The 16046-nt window shown below is 60.5% G+C and carries 18 protein-coding genes and 2 pseudogenes; 15 read left to right on the forward strand and 5 right to left on the reverse strand.

All coding sequences use genetic code 11. From position 1 onward, the window contains the following. Positions 1–118: 118 nt before the first annotated feature. The 3 genes from NL528_RS37125 to NL528_RS37135 all read right to left on the reverse strand — a co-directional run bounded on the left by NL528_RS37125 (position 119) and on the right by NL528_RS37135 (position 898). Complete coding sequence (locus tag NL528_RS37125) at positions 119–364, reverse strand: hypothetical protein (protein WP_309179320.1); 246 nt, start codon at positions 362–364, stop codon at positions 119–121. Further along, positions 361–594 (reverse strand): hypothetical protein, encoded by a 234-nt coding sequence (locus tag NL528_RS37130; RefSeq protein ID WP_309179321.1) that lies wholly within the window; start codon positions 592–594, stop codon positions 361–363. Before NL528_RS37130 ends, NL528_RS37125 begins: the two co-directional genes overlap by 4 nt. Positions 595–676: 82 nt before the next feature. Then, a complete protein-coding gene (locus NL528_RS37135; RefSeq protein WP_309179322.1) occupies positions 677–898 on the reverse strand; it encodes a hypothetical protein in 222 nt (73 codons plus the stop codon). Positions 899–1016: 118 nt separating this feature from the next. Between NL528_RS37135 and NL528_RS37140 the strand changes: the two genes are divergently transcribed. Then, a complete protein-coding gene (locus NL528_RS37140; RefSeq protein WP_309179323.1) occupies positions 1017–1235 on the forward strand; it encodes a hypothetical protein in 219 nt (72 codons plus the stop codon). An 850-nt stretch (positions 1236–2085) separates the two neighbouring features. Here NL528_RS37140 and NL528_RS37145 read toward each other — a convergent pair. Next, positions 2086–2718 carry a WYL domain-containing protein gene (locus NL528_RS37145; RefSeq protein ID WP_309179324.1) on the reverse strand — a complete coding sequence of 211 codons (633 nt, stop codon included), beginning with the start codon at positions 2716–2718 and terminating at the stop codon, positions 2086–2088. Between the two features lie 218 nt (positions 2719–2936). On the opposite strand from NL528_RS37145, the pseudogene NL528_RS37150 reads away from it, so the two are divergent. From NL528_RS37150 to NL528_RS37205, 14 genes and pseudogenes are all read left to right on the forward strand, one after another. Further along, positions 2937–3618: pseudogene (locus NL528_RS37150) on the forward strand (IS630 family transposase); the annotation flags it as partial. A gap of 197 nt (positions 3619–3815) precedes the next feature. Next, positions 3816–4097, forward strand: coding sequence for a hypothetical protein (locus NL528_RS47330; RefSeq protein WP_375143928.1), 282 nt, complete (start codon positions 3816–3818; stop codon positions 4095–4097). A 20-nt stretch (positions 4098–4117) separates the two neighbouring features. Next, on the forward strand, positions 4118–4351 hold the full coding sequence (locus tag NL528_RS37155) for a DUF305 domain-containing protein (protein ID WP_375143929.1): 234 nt from the start codon (positions 4118–4120) through the stop codon (positions 4349–4351). A 1-nt stretch (position 4352) separates the two neighbouring features. Continuing rightward, complete coding sequence (locus NL528_RS37160; protein ID WP_375143930.1) at positions 4353–5882, forward strand: YncE family protein; 1530 nt, start codon at positions 4353–4355, stop codon at positions 5880–5882. Between the two features lie 339 nt (positions 5883–6221). Beyond that, the gene (locus NL528_RS37165) at positions 6222–7565 is read left to right on the forward strand and encodes an IS1182 family transposase (RefSeq protein WP_074272158.1); all 1344 of its coding nucleotides are present in this window, start codon (positions 6222–6224) and stop codon (positions 7563–7565) included. Positions 7566–7714: 149 nt separating this feature from the next. Beyond that, positions 7715–8104 (forward strand): hypothetical protein, encoded by a 390-nt coding sequence (locus NL528_RS37170; protein WP_309179325.1) that lies wholly within the window; start codon positions 7715–7717, stop codon positions 8102–8104. Positions 8105–8255: 151 nt separating this feature from the next. Beyond that, a complete protein-coding gene (locus tag NL528_RS37175; RefSeq protein WP_309179326.1) occupies positions 8256–9317 on the forward strand; it encodes an alpha/beta hydrolase in 1062 nt (353 codons plus the stop codon). Between the two features lie 91 nt (positions 9318–9408). Beyond that, positions 9409–9942 carry a hypothetical protein gene (locus tag NL528_RS37180; protein ID WP_309179327.1) on the forward strand — a complete coding sequence of 178 codons (534 nt, stop codon included), beginning with the start codon at positions 9409–9411 and terminating at the stop codon, positions 9940–9942. A gap of 29 nt (positions 9943–9971) precedes the next feature. Then, a pseudogene (locus NL528_RS47335) lies at positions 9972–10101 on the forward strand (LysR family transcriptional regulator); the annotation flags it as partial. Between the two features lie 376 nt (positions 10102–10477). Next, entirely contained in the window at positions 10478–10636 is a 159-nt protein-coding gene (locus tag NL528_RS47340; protein ID WP_375144097.1) for a DUF3551 domain-containing protein, read from the forward strand. Positions 10637–10744: 108 nt separating this feature from the next. Then, positions 10745–11224, forward strand: a complete 480-nt coding sequence (locus NL528_RS37190; protein ID WP_375144098.1) for a DUF305 domain-containing protein — start codon at positions 10745–10747, stop codon at positions 11222–11224. A gap of 9 nt (positions 11225–11233) precedes the next feature. Next, positions 11234–12685 (forward strand): YncE family protein, encoded by a 1452-nt coding sequence (locus tag NL528_RS37195; protein ID WP_309179329.1) that lies wholly within the window; start codon positions 11234–11236, stop codon positions 12683–12685. Positions 12686–12720: 35 nt separating this feature from the next. Next, positions 12721–13248, forward strand: a complete 528-nt coding sequence (locus NL528_RS37200; RefSeq protein ID WP_309179330.1) for a sigma-70 family RNA polymerase sigma factor — start codon at positions 12721–12723, stop codon at positions 13246–13248. After that, a complete protein-coding gene (locus tag NL528_RS37205; protein ID WP_309179331.1) occupies positions 13245–14018 on the forward strand; it encodes an anti-sigma factor in 774 nt (257 codons plus the stop codon). The genes NL528_RS37200 and NL528_RS37205 overlap by 4 nt, the downstream gene beginning before the upstream one ends. 875 nt (positions 14019–14893) lie before the next feature. Here the strand turns inward: NL528_RS37205 and NL528_RS37210 are convergent. Next, a complete protein-coding gene (locus NL528_RS37210; protein WP_309179332.1) occupies positions 14894–15871 on the reverse strand; it encodes a carbon-nitrogen hydrolase family protein in 978 nt (325 codons plus the stop codon). Positions 15872–16046 lie beyond the last annotated feature (175 nt).

The following is a 16046-nucleotide window of genomic DNA, read 5'->3' on the forward strand; positions in this document are numbered from 1 at the left end:
TCAGATGCGACGCCTGCAACGGCACCGGTTTCCCTCCCGTGAAGCAACCCGCTCCCGGTCGCAGAATCTATCCTGCGCCCTGCAGGAAGTGCGGCGGCAAGGGGAGGATAGCGAAAACCTAACCCTCCTTGAGGGCGGACTTGACCTCCCGCACCGGCCAGGTTTCGTCCTCGCGGATGACGCGGACCTTTCCGCCCCCGCCGACGAGCGCATGCGAACTCACCTCGTCGTCGACGGTAACGACCGAGAGCTCGGTCTCAGGTTTCCAGTTAAGGGTGATGTCGAGGTCGCCGGGGAAGATCTGCCATCGCGAGCCGTCGTCCAGTTCGACGAGGTGGCTCTCGGAATGGGACCGGATCTTCATCGTTTCGGCGCTTTCCGCGGTCTCTCGCGCGATTTCAGATGGGATAGTCCGGAGACGACCAGCCGCTGCTCGTCGGTCTGGCCGGACGCGACCTGGCCGAAGATGTGCTCGGTCGCCGCCTTGCGGGCCTGGACCACCGAGGCGTGATCCCGGTCCTTCAAGGCCTCGAAGACTTCCACCACCTTCTCGACGGCAGCGGGAGCGACATGGGTTTCGAGGTCATCGGCCATGCAAGACAACTGCGGTCCATCGGTCCGGGTTCCTAGCCTATGGAGCGCGGCTCTGGCGCGGAACGCACGAAGACGCGCAAGCCTACTTCTGTGGCGCCGGCGCCTGGGCGTTCGAGTTGTTCGGGTTCCGCTTGTTGGCTTCGTGATGGCCGATCGCGCAGCCGGCCGCGGCGCCGACCTTGCCGTGTCCAGCCATGTGGCCGGCGATGCCGCCGACGATGGCGCCCTTGATGCATCCCTTGGCTTCCGCCGGCGAGATCGAGGCGAGTGCGAGAACGCACGCCGCGGCCAGAATAGTCTTCATGATCGGTCTCCGAACTGACGAGTGGTCCTGTGGATCAAGTCTCCGCAACAAACCCTGTTCCGCGAAGAATGATCCGGCACCCGGTGGAACACCCGATGCCGCTGAAGGCTTGGGGCGCATGGACGTCCCATCTCCGGAAATGCGCCGGGTCCTGCGCCAGGCCCGCCTCTACGGATACCTAGAGGCGCGCGACGGCAGGCTGTTTCATCCGGGCGGCAACAAGGCCCTGTGCCGCGTCGCGACCGCGGAAGCGATGGCGCGCGAGGGATGGCTGAAACGGGACGCCGATCGCTACGCGATCACGCCCGAGGGCTCATCCGCGGAGGCGCGGCGTTGATGGCTGCCCGCATTAGAGAGATGCACTTCATATAATTCCTCCCTGTGTTGTTGCGCGTCAGCGCGCGCCCTACGCCGCTATCGGAACCCAGGCGACCCGGGACCGGCATGAATCCTAACGTTTTGCCAGAATGGAAGGTTCTCTTGGGGCTACACCCAGGGGCCACACCAGAAGCTCTGGGCGTGCAAGAAACCCTTATTTTACGGGGCTTTCTCGAGGCCATTATAACGTGGTGGAGAGAGTGGGATTCCCTTCCCCCATCGCATTTTTCTCAGGAAACCCCGTAAAACAAGGCGTTCGCGAAAAGTCCCGTCGCGATTTGTGACCACCGCCGTGTACCACCGCCTGAGGGTCCGAAGGACTCGTTTTTCGAGCGATTTCGAGGCGTTTCACGACGCGCCGCAAACGCGGAACGCCACGTCATTCGGCCGTTATCAGATCGAGCCTGTCGCGGCGTTGGACGATATCGGGGGTCTCGGATCGGCTCAAGAGTGGTACGCAGAAATAAAGCCGGTAGTTCCGTGAGCCTCATTTTTCTGGGTTTTCGGCAACTTGGTTCTGACCGGTGGGGAATCCCTCCCTCTCCGCCACGTTAAAAAGGCTTCGAGAAAGCCCCGTAAAATAAGGACTTCTTGCACGACCGGGATTCCCGGTGTAGCCCCAGGGTGTAGCCCCTCGGGTGGCCCCCTTTTTACCCAAATCAAACCCAAATGGAAGGGCGCTGCGAAACCTATTCCGGTTGGCCGATGGGCCGCATACCCCCTCGGCGAAGGCATCAGGAAGCGGCCAAGTTCACGTGCCTCGCATGCGGCAGGAGCATCCGTCTGGACGCATGACCTCGCGGATTCGGTCAGTTGTCACCCTCCATCGAGGCCAATGCGTCGCGGATGTGCTTCGAGTTCTTCACCCAGACGGGCACGTCGGCCAAGTCCGCATCCTGCCCCCTGATGGCCTTCAACAGGCGCATTTCGTCCAGCAGATAGAACAACATCGCCCGTCGGACCGCGATGACCGAAAGACCCTGCTTCATTCCGTACTCTCGAGCGATCGTCGAGCGCTGGGTCGGCGACAGTCTCGGATGCGGCACGAACTCGACCTCGACGGTCTTGTGCCAGTCGTCGTCCAACGTGGCAGGGAGGGGCGCATGGTCGGGAAGGGAATCAGAAACCAGCACGCGTGAGAGGGAGAAGTCGATGAAGCGCTTCCGGGAGAAGTCGAAGGCGCGGACATGGTAGCGACCGGACGCCTTCACGACGGTGTGCGGGCAGACCACGCGCTCGCTGGCTTCGGTGCTCGTCATCGACTGATACTTCAACCGGCAACTTCCGCGCAGTTCAGTAGCGGCGAGGAGAGCCCTGACGTTGTCAGGTTCGATCCGGTGCTCCGGCGGGGCGAGCAATTCAACCGACAGCGGTTCGTCCGGCCGCGCGTCCGGAAATTTCGTGAGCCACAGGTCGTCCAGCGAGCTAGGCACGTCGAACACCGGGACGAATTTTCCGGGGCGGAGATAGGTCCCCGCCCTGGAAAGCCGGCGGCGGCAGGGCCAGGCTTTCTTTCCGGTGGAGGAGTTGCCGACAGGTGGCGATAGGTCTTTATATCTATTTTTGCTTGTGCTCCGGATATGCCAAATTTCGCGGCATGATCTGCGAGTCGCAAAAAACCGAACCAGTTCAATCTGTCGTCGATCTAGTGAAGGCGCTTGAGCTTGGCGACCGTGACGTCGTGGTGTCCTGCGACACACTCTGGCGGTTCCTCAAGCGCCAAGGCATCAGCTTCAAAAAAAACCGTGTTCGCGACCGAGCAGGATCGTCCTGACATCGCGCGCCGCCATGCCTGGTGGAGACGACACCAATCGAAAATCGATCCCGCCCGTCTCGTCTTCATCGATGAGACCTGGGCAAAGACCAACATGGCCCGGACCCATGGCTGGTGGCGACGGGGCGCCCCTCTCAGGGCTCAGGTTCCGCACGGCCATTGGCGCACGATGACCTTCCTCGCGGCACTCCGGCACGACCGGATCGCGGCGCCATGCGTCATCGACGGGCCGATCAACGGCGAGAGCTTCCGTGCCTATGTCGAGCAGTTGCTGGTGCCAACACTTCAACCCGGCGACATCGTCGTCATGGACAATCTCGGCTCCCACAAGGGCCTCGCTATCCGAAGCGCCATCCGCGCCGCGGGCGCACGGCTCGTCTTCTTGCCGCCCTATAGCCCCGACCTCAATCCGATCGAGCAGGTCTTCGCAAAGCTCAAAATCCTGCTCCGAAAGGCTGAAGAACGCACCGTCGACGGCGTGTGGCGTCGCATTGGCAGCCTTCTCCCACAATTCACACCGCAAGAATGCGCAAACTACCTCCGCAACTCAGGATATGCTTCTGTCTAAATCGGAAAGACTCTAGTATCGAAACTTCAGACCGAATGTAATGCTAGTGGCGAAGCGGCTTAACTCTCCACAATGACCGATCACGGTAACATAGCGTCGGGTCAGTCGCTTATGTGAGCCCCTCTGACCCAATTTCATAGGCGACTGCCGTCAGATTGGGATAGGTTGGACACTGGTGATCTTCTGGAGGTCGAGCCATGAATTTCCGGCGTGCCATCCCGACTGGAAACCGGATGCTTCACCTCTGGCGATCGCTGAGGCGCCCTAAGCCAGCATTGCTTGGCGCCGCTCTTCTCGCTACCGCGTCCGCGCTGTGTTCATGCTCTGAGCAACCAGCATCGCTCGCCGACTATATTGCCGCCATCTGCTCGAAGCAGTTTCGTTCATCCCCCAAGGATGAAGCGCCCTTCTTGGCCGAAAATGTCAGCGCGATGACGAAGATGATGATCGACATGGGCATTCAGCCGTCCGGGACGTAGACATTGACTTCGTTGCGCTGATGACACCGCACCATCAAGGAGCGATCGAGATGGCGCAGGCGGAGCTGCGCTATGGTCGCAATGAGCAGCTCAAACGCATGGCGCAAGAGATCATCGTCACCCAGCAACAAGAGATCGTTGTGATGCGGCTGGCGCTCGGCAAATCGGTTTCCCCGTCGAACCAGATCTCTTCGGTGGCACCGATTGACTCGAGATTCAATCAGCTTCCGACGCATCTAGGCGAGGAGCCGTGACATGAAAAGCACATCAGCTACCACCGCGTTGCTGATCGCAACAGTTCTGGTAACTATGCAAGATGTTCAGGCGGGGCAGGCTCCCGGCGCAGCTTCCGCGCCCGATATTCCGGTAAGCCACCATGACCGGGTCTACGCGGCCGAGCAGTTCTCGAACACGGTCTCTGTCACCGATCCCGTCGACAACAAGCTGCTCGGACTAATCAGGCTAGGCGATCCATCTCCGATGAACTTCAGCCCACTGTACAGAGGACAGTTGCTGGTGCACGGCATGGGTTTCTCACCTGACCATCGCACCATCGCCGTCGTATCGATTGGCTCCAACTCCGTCACTTTCATCGATACCGCAACCAATGCAGTCAAGCACACCACCTATGTCGGCCGCGCGCCGCACGAGGCCTTCTTTACGCCTGATGCCAAGGAAGTGTGGGTCACCGTCCGTGGCGAGAATTACGTTAGCGTGTTGGACGGAATGACCTACGAGGAAAAGACGCGGATCATCGTTCCAAATGGCCCAAGCATGACGATCTTCTCGCCCGACGGGAAATACGGCTATGTGTGTTCGTCATTTACCCCTGAGACTGACGTGATCACGGTCGTTGACCATAAGATCGTTGGGAGGGTGCCACAAGCGAGCCCGTTCTGCCCAAACATTGCCGCAACGCCCGATGGCGCGCAGGTTTGGTTCACGTTGAAGGATACCGGCAAAACGCAGGTCTTCGACGCGCAGCCACCGTTTTCCATACTGAAGACGCTCGACACCGGTCCGATCACCAATCACGTTAATTTCGTGCGCAATGCCCGTGGTCAGTTCGCCTACGTCACCGTTGGCGGTCTCAACGAGGTTCAGGTGTTCCGCACCGACGATTTCAACAAAGTCGCGACGATTCAAGTCGGGAGCCTTCCGCATGGTATTTGGCCGTCGGGCGACGGCACCCGCGTTTATGTCGGGCTCGAGAACGACGATAGGCTGGCCGCGATCGATACGCTGACGAATACAGTAATTGCCACCGTGGCGATCGGTCAGGCCGCGCAGGCCGTGACCTATGTGCCTGACGCCCTACCCGCGGGCAACACCGGCAATGCGGCGATGACCAATATGGCTGGCATTGCAGACTTCGCCCCCGAAGGTGCCCGAACGTCGAACCTGCAGCCGCTGGGGATCGCCGGTCAGACGGTTCACTTCACGATGGTGCCGCCGGAACGCAACGCGGGTGCCATCGGTACCAAAGCGCCAACCAGCGTGACGCTGTTCGATCAAGGGCTGATCCAGGTACTAGAGGCCTCCGTCACCGGGCTCCAGCCGATGCAACCCTATGTGATCGCGCTGGCGAACCGCGCGGATGGTTCCGGCGCTCTCCAGTCACTAAGCAGATTCATGACGAATCCGGCTGGCTCGGCGATTATGAACGCGATCGGCCCGATCCGGCAGATCGTGCAAGGCGAAGCCGATGCACCCCGCCGCTATCTGGTTATCGCACCGTGGTCAGCGGCGCAGCTTGGCAAGCCGGTTCAGGTGCAGGCCGAGTAAGACACTCGGTCATTACCTGTTTGCTTATTTGGCAAGATTTCTAGGCCTTGCTGCCAATGCTCGGTCGGTATCATGACGTCGCGCGTGTAGTCAGCGAATGGCTTGATACGTGCTGTGGCGATCTGCCCGCCAACTTGATTTCCAACCGACATGGACCAGCCCTCTCGCGGTGGGGCCCGGCACTTCCTTCGTAAAAGCGAACAGTTGGGAGCGCGATCCGTTTTTCACGTTTGTGTGAGCAAAAGAGACGGCGACGGCGTGTAGGCCGTTGCGCGCAGCTAGGAGCCTGTCCGAATAGTGGCTGTTCAATTCTGAGCGAGTCTGATTCAACCTTGGGCGATGAGCAAGTATTTTCGCCCCTGGAATATCGATCAGACGCTGCTTCTGCCGCCGAATGTGCAGGACTTCGTGCCGAAAGGCCATGTCTCGCGGTTTATCGTTGAACTGGTGCGGGAGAGCCTCGATCTCAAGGAGATCACGGGCAGCTATGTGAGCGGGCTCGGGCAGCCGCCGTTCGACCCGCGCATGATGGTGGCGCTTGTGCTGCACGGCTATGCGAGTGGGCTGTATTCATCGCGGCGGATCGCGAAGGCCTGCCGCGAACGGAATGATTTTGTAATGATTGTCGCGCTCGATCCGCCGGATTTTCGCACGATCAGCGACTTCCGCAAGCGGCATTTGAAGGCGCTCGGCGCACTGTTCCTGCAGGTTCTGAAGTTGTGCGAGACGGCAGGGCTGGTCAAACTCGGCCATGTCGCGCTTGATGGCACGAAGATCAAAGCGAACGCGTCGAAACATAAAGCGATGAGTTATGAGCGCATGAAGAAACGCGAGGCGGAATTGAAAGCCGAGGTCGCTCGCATGCTGGCGGCCGCTGAGGCGGCGGATGCTCAGGAGGACGAGACTTTCGGCAAAGACAAACGCGGCGACGAGCTGCCGGATTGGGCTGGCGACAAGGAGAAGCGGCTGGCGAAGATCCAGCAGGCGATGGCGGCGCTGGAGGCCGACGCCAGGCTGGCCGCGGAGGAAGAGCGTCGCATCGAGGCCGAAAAGGAACAGCAGCGCCAAGCCGAAGGCCGCAAGAAGCCGGGCAAACCGGCGGCGCCGGCATCGGACCAGCCTGATCCCAAGTCGCAACGCAACTTCACCGATCCGGAAAGCCGCATCATGAAGTCGAAGGATGGCTTCGTTCAGGCCTATAATGCACAGGCCGCCGTCGACGCAGGCGCCCAGATCATTGTCGCGCACGAACTGACGCAGTGCGGCAACGATCAGGGCCAGCTGGTGCCCCTGATCGAGGCCATCGAGAACAATCTCGGCCGCACGCCGGAGCAGGCCTCAGCGGACTCCGGCTACTGCAGCGAATCCAATCTCGAAGCGCTCGAAGCACATCGCGTTGACGGCTATGTCGCGCCTGGACGCGCCAAGCACCCGACAGCCGCGAACGGAAAAATCGGCGGACCGCTGACCCAACGGATGCGAAAGAAGATCGACGATGGCGGCTTCGAAACGCCCTACCGATTGAGAAAGCAAGTGGTCGAACCGGTCTTCGGACAGATCAAACAGGCGCGCGGCTTCCGCCAGTTCCTGTTGCGGGGTGTCGAAAAAGTGCGTGCCGAGTGGGCCATGATCTGCACCGCCCACAACCTCCTGAAGCTGTTCACCCTCGCAAAGGCTGCCTGAGCCGGCTAACATGCCAATAAATGCCCGTCGCAGCACCTATCTGGACGGACTCCTAGGAGCAAACGGGTCGCAAAATATCCTTGGCCGGCGGAATAGAACGCTTCGTCAAACGTCACCACCGATGCAATCCTTTGCATCATGGAGCTAAAATGACCAAGCTTACAATCCGCAGCCTTCTCATCGTCGCGGCATCATTCGCCACAATTTCGGCCGCGAATGCGGCCCCGCTAACCAAGACCGGTACCAGCGACAAGGGGCCCATCCTGACGGACGCCAGGGGAATGTCGCTCTACACCTTCGACAAGGACACCGAGGGCAAGTCTGCCTGCAACGGCCCCTGTGCGACCAACTGGCCGGTGCTGAAGGCCGAAGCAGGCGACAAGCCGGGCGACAACTACACGATCATCTCGCGCGACGACGGTTCCAGGCAGTGGGCCTACAAGGGCAAGCCGCTCTACACCTTTGCCAAGGATCAGAAGGCCGGCGACATCACCGGCGACGGATTTCTGAACGGCACCTGGCATCTCGCAAAGCCCTGATATCAGCTGCAACAAGGTCCGCGCGCATCGGCGATTTGAGCGGCGCGCGGGCGCTTCCCCAACGATTGATCGTGCGGCCGTATTCCCACGCACACGCGGCAATGTCGCGATCAACCCTGGTCCACGTCTGACCAACCAAGGAGATTAACCCATGGTTACAATCAAGAAGTCCGAAGAAATCAACCAGCCGCGCCGGCGATTTTTTGGCACGGCAGCGCTGACGATCGCTGCTGCCCAATTGGCCTTGAGCAGCTTTGCCGAGGCGCAACCAAGCAAAGCAAAGCTGGCAGGTGTGCGCACGATCAAACCGGGGACCAACATGTCGTTCAGCTCACTGAAGCAGATCGACGCCGGCCTTCTGAATGTTGGATATGCAGAAGCTGGTCCTGCCGGTGGTCCTGCCGTCATTCTTCTGCATGGTTGGCCCTACGACATTCACAGCTTTGTCGAGGTTGCACCTTTGCTGGCATCGGCGGGCTACCGGGTAATCGTACCCTATCTGCGCGGCTATGGCACGACGCGCTTTCTTTCAAGTGAAACATTCCGGAACGGCCAGCAAGCGGCGGTCGCGATGGATATCGTCGCTCTCATGGACGCGCTCAAGATCGAGAAGGCGACCCTCGCCGGATTTGATTGGGGAGCGCGGACGGCCAACATCATCGGGGCGCTATGGCCGGAGCGCTGCAAGGCCATGGTCTCCGTGAGTGGTTATCTGATCGGCAGCCCCAACATGGTGCCGTTGCCGCCAAAGGCTGAACTCGCATGGTGGTACCAATATTACTTTGCCACGGAAAACGGCCGGGCCGGCTACGACAAATACCGGCACGATTTTGCGAAGCTCATCTGGCAGCTCGCTTCGCCGAAATGGGACTTCGACGACGCCACATTCGATCGCAGCGCAGCGTCCCTGGATAATCCGGATCAGGTCGCGATCGCGATCCACAATTATCGCTGGCGACTCGGCCTTGCCCGGGGCGAGCCCCAATACGACGGTCTGGACAAGCGGCTTGCGGAATCTCCCGTCATCACGGTGCCGACCATCACCCTCGAAGGTGACGCCAACGGCGCGCCACATCCAGACCCCAGCGCTTACGTGAAGAAATTCTCGGGCAAGTACGAACATCGGACCATCAAGGGCGGCATTGGACACAATCTGCCTCAGGAAGCCCCGCAGGCCTTCGCCGGAGCTGTCATCGACGTCGCCGAAGGCTGATCGGCATCAAGGGCCTGCGGATTGCTACAGGAGTCCGCAGGCTGCCCTTGGTTAAGACTCCGCGCTCGAAACAGACAACTGGTGAGACGAGATGCGACGACTTCTCCCAATTTGGCAAAGGCTAACACCGGCAGTCGTGGCCGGATTACTGGCCATCTCGTTGAACACCATCGTCCTCAAGGCCGCGGATCTCATCCACCTTCCTACCGCGCATGGTGGCCTGCTACGTCTGTTGTCTCTCGGTTTGTCGAAGCCGCTTCAACAATCGGGAATTGCGTTCATCTGGGGGGCCTTCGGTGCACCTGCCCCTGCTACTCAAACTTTCCAGATTGGCTTTCATATCCTGATCGGGCTGATGATGGCCCTGTTCTATGCGTTTGTGCTCGAGCCCGCGTTGCCGTGGAGCACGACGGTCAAGGGATTGGTGTATCTAACCGTTGTTTGGCTCATGAATGCTCTCATTGTCTTGCCAGCGACCGGCGAAGGGTTTGCCGGAAGCGCAAACCTAACGCTTGCCGGCATCGCCTGGTTCGCGGCCGCGCATTCCATTTTCTTCATGATACTCGCGTACGGTTTCGCGTTTCTGTATAGGACGCGCGACGGGCTTGACACAGAGTTCGTGTAGCCTAAGGCGCTGAGCCCGGTAGTGTTTTAATGACACTTGAACAGCTTCGTGTCTTCGTCGCGGTCGCCGAACGCCAACGTGTCACGGGGGCGGCGGAGGCACTTAATTTGACTCAGTCGGCCGTTAGTTCTGCGATTCGCCGGGCTGGAAGCACGGCACGGGGCGTGTCCGCGAAGGGCCCAAACCAGAAGTCTCCTTAGCTCGGCTCGTTCCGCGCAGCTATCGGAAGCGGAATTATCTCCGGCGCCGACAATTCTAACGCTTTTGTGATCAGGCATCCAGGCGGCGCTTTGCCTTTGCAAAGATTGCATTTTTCACGATCGCGAGCCGCTGCTCCAGAATTTAGTCGCGGCCCGACGGAATAGGACGCACCCCGGCACGTCATCCCCCAACACAACCAACTATGGAGCACACAATGTATCGGCCATCATTTCGCGGCGTCGTGACGGCGCTGTCTCTTGCGTATTTGCCATTTGTCCTCGGGCATGAAGCCCACGCGGCCGCGCTTCGGCCGACCGCAGTTGCCGTCGCCGCCATGCGGACCAACGACTATTCGTGGTGTCTCCAAAACGACAGCACGGGTGTCAACGATTGTTCTTTCATCGATCGGAATCAGTGTGAAGCGACTGCAGCGGGAGGCCTTGGCGAGTGTGCGCGTATCGCGCCAGCCGCGCGGCCCCGGGATTGGCATTGATTGCTCTCACCACTTAGCGCACCAGCACGTCGCATCCTCAATGCAATTACCACGGAGTCCACAATGTATCCGCTGTCAATTCGCCCCGTCGTAGCGGCGCTCTCGGGCATGCTGCCTAGATGCGGTCTCGGCCCGGCGATCCTTGGCGCACGCCTTCTTGTCGCGTTTGCCCTTCCATCGCATGTGCTTGCGCACGAAGCCCACCCTACTGCGCCACCGGCGGCTGCAGCCGAAGCACCGTTCTACAAGGAGAACGAAGTCGCGATGGACAAGATGATGGCCGCCATGGCGGCGAAGCCGACCGGCGACATCGACCGTGACTTTGTCGCGATGATGAATCCGCATCATCAGGGCGCCATCGATATGGCCGTGATCGAATTGCGCTACGGCAAGAACGAGCAGCTCCGGCGGATCGCGCAAGAGATCATCGTCGACCAGATGCAGGAGATAGCCGCCATGAAGCTCGCGATTGGTGAACCGGCGACCGATACCACCCCGGCGCCGACCCAGCCGCAGGTTGCCCCGGCTGCTCACGATCACCAGCATTCGGGCATGCAGATGGGCATGTCCGCCGGAATGAAAAACTAGGAGCCAAACATGACGATCTGGAAAACCCTTCTCCTTGCAGGCACGATTCTTGCGACCTCTAGCAGTACGTGGGCAGGTCAGGCGCCCGGCGCGCTATCCGCACCCGATGTCCCGATCAGCCATCACGACCGCGTTTACGCAGCGGAGCAGTTCTCGAACACGGTTTCGGTGACCGACCCGATCGATAACAAGCTCCTCGGCGTGATCAGGTTGGGGGATCCGCAGCCGGCTAGTTTCAGCCCGCTCTACAAGGGTCAGGTTCTCGTCCATGGGATGGGCTATTCGCCCGATCATCGGACGCTGGCGGTGGTTTCGATCGGATCGAATTCCGTGACCTTCATCGACACCGCCACGAATGGCGTGAAGAACACGACCTATGTCGGCCGCTCACCGCATGAGGCCTTCTTCACGCCGGATGGTCGCGAGGTATGGGTCACCGTGCGCGGTGAGAATTACATCTCCGTGCTCGACGCCAAGACGTTCATGGAGAAGACCCGCATCATCACGCCCAACGGTCCCGGCATGCAGATTTTCTCGCCTGATGGCAAATACGGCTATATCTGCTCGTCCTTCAACCCGGAGACTGACGTCGTCTCCGTTGCGGATCACAAGATCATCGCAAAGGTCAAGCAGGAGAGCCCGTTCTGTCCGAACATCGCGGCAACACCGGACGGGAGCCAGGTCTGGTTCACACTCAAGGATGTCGGCAGGACCCAGGTGTTCAACGCCAAGCCGCCCTTCAACCTGATCAAGACCATCGACACGGGCCCGATTACCAACCACGTGAATTTTGCTCATACGGCAAAGGGAACGTTTGCCTATGTCACAATCGGCGGCCTGAACGAAGTCAAGGTCTTCCGCACCGACGATTTTTCGCAAGTTGCAAGCATCCCGATCGGGAATCTTCCGCACGGCGTGTGGCCGTCAGGCGACGGCTCGCGCATCTATGTCGGACTCGAGAACGCCGATGCACTTGCGGCAATCGACACTGCAACTAACACCGTGATCGCAAACATTCCGATCGGACAGGCGCCCCAGGCGATCGCCTATGTTCCCAATGCCGCCCCGAATCCCGACGATCGCCAGAACCTGCAGCCTCTCGGTGTCGCTGGCCAGGTCTCGCACTTGGCGCTGGCGGCAACAGACGCCAAGGACGGACAGGCGCAAACCAGCGTTTCGCTGTTCGACCAGGGATTGATCCAGGTGTTGCAGGCGTCGGTCACCGGGCTCGAGCCGAAACAAAAATATGTGCTCGCGCTGGCAGATCGCGTGGACGGAGGCGGCTCCTTGCAACCGCTGGCGGCCTTCATGACCAATCCGGCAGGATCGGCGATCGTCAATGCGACCGGCCAGATCCGGCAAATCGTCCAGGATCCCGCAAGCTCGGAGCGGCGCTATCTGGTCGTTGCCCCCGGAGATGCGACGACGTTCGGAAAGGCAGTACAGGTGCAAACCAGATAATGCTAGATTGAAGCAAGCCGCAGGCGGAGCGCGCAATGAAAGACATGCTGCTGCAGGTCGAACCACTGATACCCGCGCTCCGCCGCTATGCCCGCGCCCTCGTTCGCAATCGCGCGAATGCCGACGACCTTGTGCAGGATTGCCTGGAGCGCGCCGTCAGCCGCTGGTACCAGCGGCGCGACGGCGATGTTCGCGCCTGGCTCTTCACCATCCTCCACAACCTGGCGATCAATCAGTTTCGAAAATCGGCGACGCGCGGCTGGCATGTCCCGATCGACGAAGCCAATCAGGACGATTTCGGCGAGGCAGCCGCGCAGGAACAAAAACTGATGTATCAAGATGTCCTGGACAAGCTCGCAAGACTCCCCGAAGACCAGCGTGCCGTGCTGTTGCTTGTCGCGGTCGAGGACCTCTCTTATGCGGATGCCGCGAAGGTGCTTAACATTCCCTTGGGTACGGTGATGTCGCGACTTTCCCGGGCGCGCGAAAGACTACGGCAGGAGATCGAGGGGATTGCGGACAATGCATCGACTAACGTCGTGTCACTTCGGAGTGAGAAATGAGCCATCGACCGATCACGGAAGATGATCTCCACGCCTATGTGGATCGTGTCCTCGAGCCGGAGCGGCAGGCAGAAGTCGCCGACTATCTTAGCGAACATCCGGACGTCGCCAAACGCTTCGCCGCGTTCACCGGTCAACGGGACCTGCTGCGCGCGGCACTCGCGCCGATCGCCGAAGAACCGCTGCCGCCGGAGCTCAATCTGTCGCGAATCATTGAGAAACGCGCGCGACGGCCTTCCGTGGTACGGTGGGCGATGGCGGCAATGCTGCTGTTGAGCATCGGCGGTCTGGGCGGCTGGGCCGTGCGCGGCGCGCTGCAGGCGTCGCCGGACGGATTGGTTGCGCTCGCTCAGGAGGCGGCTGTTTCGTATGCCGTCTACGCACCCGACCGCGTCCGACCCGTCGAGGTTCGCGCGTCCGACTCTGCCCAACTCGTGCAATGGGTCTCCGACCGGCTGCATCGGCCGGTCAAGGTCCCGGATCTGACCAAGTCGGGCTATCGGCTGATGGGAGGGCGCCTTGTCGCCACCTCGCATGGCCCCGCTGCAATGTTCATGTATGATGATGACCGCGGCAGTCGGATTGTCGTGCTGACTCGACCGATGAGTAGCGCGGACCAGACTGCGCCAATGACGTCCCATTCGCAGGGCGATGTCGGAAGCTTCGCCTGGGCTGACGACGGCGTCGGCTATAGTCTGGTCGGTCGCGCCGCTCCGGAATCCTTGAGGCCGGTTGCAGATGAGGTTCGGAGACAGGCGAGTCCGATCTAAACGCTACAGAACTGAGCCCGGTTGGCGACACTGCGGGGTTCGGGCGGCAGTCCAGTTGAAAGATTCCCGATTCCCTGCAGTCGAGACCTGAGATCGGGCCGAAACCGAGTGCCAAGGTCGGGCGGCAGTCCTGATCGAACCCGCCTCCGCCGTTAGTCTCCGCAAAACGGGAATATTCGCGGACAGGCTGGAGACTTTTCCCGATTTCCTCCTTGAGTTCGGCACATCGAAGCTCCGGAGACCCGCGATTTCCGGCCTATTCGCGCGCGTCCTGGGGAGCTTCGCCGACCTCGGCACTGCCTCGCTGGGCTCACAGGGATCGAACCTCCACCTTCGGAATTTATGCGTTGAGTTCGAACATTGGTCCGAACGCTTCCCCGAGACGATTTCGAACCGCGTTGGAAACGTCGCAGGATGAAGCGGCAGCGGGACACAAAAATGTAATCCGTACCAATGCGCCGAGGTACAGAGGCTTGGAGAATAGCCGGCCTTTGGAGAACAAATGCTTCGAGCCGCGACTACGCAGGTACGGAGCGCCAGCTACAGAAGCCTACAAAAAAGGGCTAATTGACCGCCAAATCTCAGCACGGAGAACACGGACGCGGGGTCGAGTGGCGGTTCAACAGGGATTCATAAAGATTACGGAGTAGTCGGGTCTTCCGGCGATATCGCTGCGGGAACAGGACACGTTGCGCTACGTGGTCGGCAATGACGCCAAGACCCACACGCGCGGCGCGATGTCTTTGTAGGGAGCATTCCCGACCCGCGCGACCGCCTCCGTAATCTCCCTGACCAGTCTCGTGTGCCTCGTCGGTATATTGGCCCTCCGGCGCAGAAGGGATGACCCGGTAACGCGGGAGCTTCGGCACGGCCGATTACAGAATTTCGGTGCCGCGCCGGGCATCGCTGAGCGGATGTGCTGTACGATCATGGACATGCGCCGTCGGGGCGCGGTCGATCAACAGGCTAAGCAGTTCGGGACGGGCATAATGGCCGCGCGAGTCCATGAGCTGCTTGCGCTTGTCAATTAGCTTGAAATCGAGATCGGCAATGACTTCACCTTCGCCGGACCGGAGCGGTTCGCCCAGCAGCGTGCCGTCGGGCGCTACGATCGCGGTGAAGCAGCCGCCCGAGATCGGGCCGATTTCGCAACCGGTATCCTTCATGATCTGCGCCTGCTGATCGGCATCCAACCAAGCGGTTGCGTTCACGACGAAGGCGCCCGACTCCATGGCGTGTTGACGGACGTTGATTTCCATCCTCATCGCAAAGCCCTCGCCGAAGGCGGAGCCCGGGTACATCGCCGAATGGATCTGCTCACCGTCCGCCATCAGCGCATAGCGTGCCAGCGGATTGTTGTGCTCAAAGCATGCGAGCTGGCCGATGCGGCCGAACTTGCTGTCGACGGCGCGGAGACCAGACCCGTCGCCCTGGCCCCAGATCATGCGCTCGAAATGGGTAGGCGTGATTTTGCGGCGGCGCTGGATCAAGGTGCCGTCGGCGTCGAACAGGAGCTGCGTGTTGTAGATGGTGCCGCCATCGCGCTCGTTGACGCCGATCGAAACCACCATGCCTGCTGTGCGGGCAGCCTCGCCGATCGCGTCGGTAGCTGCGGATGGCACCGTCACGGACTGATCAAGCAGCCTCAGATACTCATCGCCGGAAAGTTGCGCGATTGGGGTCTGGACGGCGGAAAAGTACGGGTAGTGTGGAACCACGGTCTCGGGAAACGTGGCAAACTGCACGCCCTTCTCGCCCAACTCCCGGATCTTCTTCACGACTGTCTCGACGGTCCCCTCGCGGCTGTACAGCACAGGGCTGATCTGCACGGCGGCAGCTTTGACAATAGTCATGGCATCTTCCTCTCAGCGGGACGCTCCGAAGGCGTCGAATTGCAAATAAACGTGACGGTACTGACCGAGCCAAGACCGGTCGCGCACGGCGCTCGGGGCGACGTTAGCTGTTGTGGGCTGGGGTGGAGGGACAGCTGGGACGCCGTAGATAGGAGATAGATTGCGCCGTGAGAAT

Source organism: Bradyrhizobium sp. Ash2021 (assembly GCF_031202265.1).
Taxonomy (GTDB): Bacteria; Pseudomonadota; Alphaproteobacteria; order Rhizobiales; family Xanthobacteraceae; genus Bradyrhizobium.